Origin of the sequence: Salinibacterium sp., from assembly GCF_031364185.1 — a bacterium.
Classification (GTDB): domain Bacteria; phylum Actinomycetota; class Actinomycetes; order Actinomycetales; family Microbacteriaceae; genus Rhodoglobus.
On sequence record NZ_JANLVV010000120.1, the window covers coordinates 1 to 3,216 of the forward strand.

The following is a 3,216-nucleotide window of genomic DNA, read 5'->3' on the forward strand; positions in this document are numbered from 1 at the left end:
GGCTGCATCACCAGGCCCATGCTGCGGGCCGTGAGGTCGAACTGGCTGTAGAGCATCCCGGCCTCGACCTGCTCTCGTCGGGTGTTAGCGGACGTCGAGATGATGCCGTAGGCCGGCGTTGCCGCCACGGCCGCCGTCGTCAGGTCGATCTGCCGCTGGGCTCCCGCGTCGTCGCTGTTCATGGCGGGAATGAGGGTGATCAGCCCCTGGATCAGGTATTTCATCGCGCCGGCGGTGCCCTGCCCCTCCACTGAGAAGCCCCACCGGGAATCGTTCTTGAGGTATTCGCTGGATCGGAACACGGCATCCGATTCCGCAGTCGCGGCCGCGGATTGCGACTCGATGGTCGAACCCTCGATGGCGAGTCGCCCGAGCGAGTCGAGATCCTGCTGCTGAGTGAGAATGGAAAGAGTCGCTTCGGAGCCTCGGTCGAGGTCGGCCAATGCACCCCGCTGGTGCTCGGTGAGAGGCGCGTCGGTGTATGGGGCGCGGTTGGTGTCGGAGCGAAACAGTGAATCCCACGTGGGCTGGGCAGTGGATGCCCCGGATGACAGGGTCACGCGCGCCACCGGAGTGCTGGCCATACTCGACTGGGGATCAGTCTCGTCGTAGTCGCCATCGGGAAAGAGTTCGACTGTGACCGGATGCCCGAGCTGTTGCCCGGCGACCGTCACGTACTGGAGGAACGTCCCCTGAGAGACCATCACCTGCCGTGCCAGTGGATCGACAGCCGGCGACAGTCGCGAGCCGTCGGCGTACAGGTAGAAGACGTTGGGGTCGGAGTCGAGCCGCACCAGCCAGGGCTGCATATTGTGCCCGCTCGAGGCCAACAGGCCCACCGAGACCAACTGAACGCGCGGGTCGTCGAAATTTGAGTGGTAGTCCGCGGACCAGGGCTCAAGGTAGCGCGAGGGCGTGAACGCTCCGCCCACCCCGACGATGACTGCGGCCAGCACCGCGACAGAGCCGACTACCGCTGCGGTGATGATCAGGATGCGCCGTCGCGCCGGGTGCCGTCGAGACGTTGTCATGACATCATGCTTGCTGCGACGGATGCCGCATCCCAGTGCCGAAGGTCCCTCCGCCTGCCATCAGGGCGGTCAGCTGCTCGATGAGCGCACGCTGCAGCAAATCGAGGTTGGGACAGGTATTCGGATCAGCGGCAATCGTCACCGTGAGAGATCCCGCGTACGAGAGTGCTGAGAACGACACCGTGATGTTGCCGGTGTTCACACTCAACGGCATGATGCTGGTGACGGGGAAGCCAAGAACTTCCAGGCGTTCGGGCGGGCCGCGCAGGTTGGTCACGAACGTGTGGATCATGCGCTGGTGTTCGACGAAATACTGAAAGAGACCCAGCCGGGCCAGCAGCCGAAAAAATGGGCCGAGCAGCGAAGTCGAGTCGCCCGGAGGCGCGAGTTTGGCGGCGCGCGTGGTCTCGGCAACAACTGCCAGCCGTCGTCGCGGGTCGCCGACACCGGGTATGGCGAGCGGAATCACTCCGCTCTGGTTCCCAAGCTGACCCGCAGCAGACTTGTGTCGCGCTGAGAACGGCACGGAGATGATGAACTCGTCCACAGCCTCGCCGCGCGCATCCATGACCTGATGCAGGGCCCCGCCTATGGCTGTGAGCAGGATGTCGTTAACGGTCGCGTGGTGGGTATGCCCGGCCGCGATGAGACACGCAAGGTCGATGCGGATGCTGGCGAAGCGCCGCTTGCGCCCCGTCGGACGGTTGAGTGACGTGATGGCCAGGCGGCTGCCCGTGGCCGCCCGCAACTCCGTCAGCGCGTTGCCGACGCGCCGCAGTCCGGCTGGAAGCCGTCGAACCGCACGTCGCCGCTCGGCCCAGACATTCGCGACCAGTTGGCGCACGGATGGCATCGGCCTCGGGAAAGCGGAGGAGGCAAGCGTTTCGTCGGAAAGGTCGGCCAGGATCGACAGTCCTCCCATTCCGTCAGCGAGAACATGGTGGAAGACCAGGATCAGCGCAGCCTCGTGCTCCGCGGTGTCCGTCACCAGCGTTGCCGCCCACAGCGGTCGGGAGCGCGGTAACGGGGTGGCCAATAGTGCCGCGGCTACCTCGAACACGGCCACTTCCCCCCTGGGTTCCGAGCAGCGGACCGTTGTTAGGTGATGGGAGAAGGAGAAGGTGTCATCGTCGACCCAGACCGGCCGACCGCATCCAAAGGGTACGTCGACGAGCCGCCGTCGAAGCCGTGGGATGGCGTTAACGCGCCGAGCCAGAGACTCCATCGCTTCCTCCTGATTCAACCCCTTCCGGGTGTCGAGGAACAACACCGCCCCGACATTCATCGGCGTAACCCCCCGGTCGGTGGCCAGCGACATCAGGTCATCGATGCTCGCTCGATCGATGGGCTGGGGCGTGCGTGCGTCGGCCATGGATATCCTCTGGGTGATCACACCAGTCAACGCCGATTGCCCCGCGTACTCCAGGGCCATGAGTCCCGCGGGGAGGAGTGAGGTCTGATTGCCGGAGCGATGGCTTTGTATTTAGCCGCGACGAGCGCGTCTCCACCGGCGTCGACTCTCAGCCGTCGCTGGCATCAACTGGCTCACCACTGAACGCACGCTGCTCGCAATTTTTGGAGAATACTTTTCGAAGATATCTTCGAATGTGTGCTATGATCGAGTATGTCCCGCAGCGACGCAATCACCCATCAGGTGGATGCCGTCGCCCACGAATTGAGCGCGCTGATCGACCTTCTCCGTGACGATCATGCCTTCGTTGCGGGCTCGGCCAGTGCCCTCACCGAGGCGATAGCTGCGGTGGAGGGCGCCGGGCGGCTGATGGATTGCGCCCGCGTTCGCGTACTCGCGCCGCTGGTAAACAACTCTCTGCTGGCGGAACACCTCGGCTACGCATCACCGACCGCAGCGGTAGCCGCGGTCGCTCGCATCTCTGAGCGGTCCGCACGCACTCGTTTGGCCGTCGCGGGCGCCGTACGTGAACACCGAGCACTGTCCGGCGCTCTCCTGCCTGCCGAGCGCCCCGCCGTAAGCGAAGCCCTCGACGCGGGCCGCCTGGGCGTCGATGCCGCCAACCTCATCACCACCGAGCTGGCGTCCATCGCCGGGCGCACACCCGCCGACGTGCTTGATATCGCCGAATCCGTCATGGTCGGCCTCGCCACCGGCATTGGCGTCAACGGTCAGCCCATAGCCGCCGCGGTATCCGTAGATTTTCTTGCCGGA

General features: G+C 64.9%; 3 protein-coding genes. 1 reads left to right on the forward strand and 2 read right to left on the reverse strand.

Going from position 1 to position 3,216, the window contains the following annotated elements; all coding sequences use genetic code 11:
* Together RMN95_RS05405 and RMN95_RS05410 are read right to left on the reverse strand one after the other, a co-directional pair.
* Positions 1 to 1,031, reverse strand: a 1,031-nt coding sequence (locus RMN95_RS05405; RefSeq protein ID WP_309615926.1) for a hypothetical protein, incomplete at its 3' end; no start/stop codon positions are given.
* 4 nt (positions 1,032 to 1,035) lie between these two features.
* Positions 1,036 to 2,403 carry a wax ester/triacylglycerol synthase domain-containing protein gene (locus RMN95_RS05410; protein ID WP_309615927.1) on the reverse strand — a complete coding sequence of 456 codons (1,368 nt, stop codon included), beginning with the start codon at positions 2,401 to 2,403 and terminating at the stop codon, positions 1,036 to 1,038.
* Between the two features lie 252 nt (positions 2,404 to 2,655).
* On the opposite strand from RMN95_RS05410, the gene RMN95_RS05415 reads away from it, so the two are divergent.
* On the forward strand, positions 2,656 to 3,216 hold a 561-nt coding region (locus RMN95_RS05415), incomplete at its 3' end, for a DUF222 domain-containing protein (protein ID WP_309615928.1).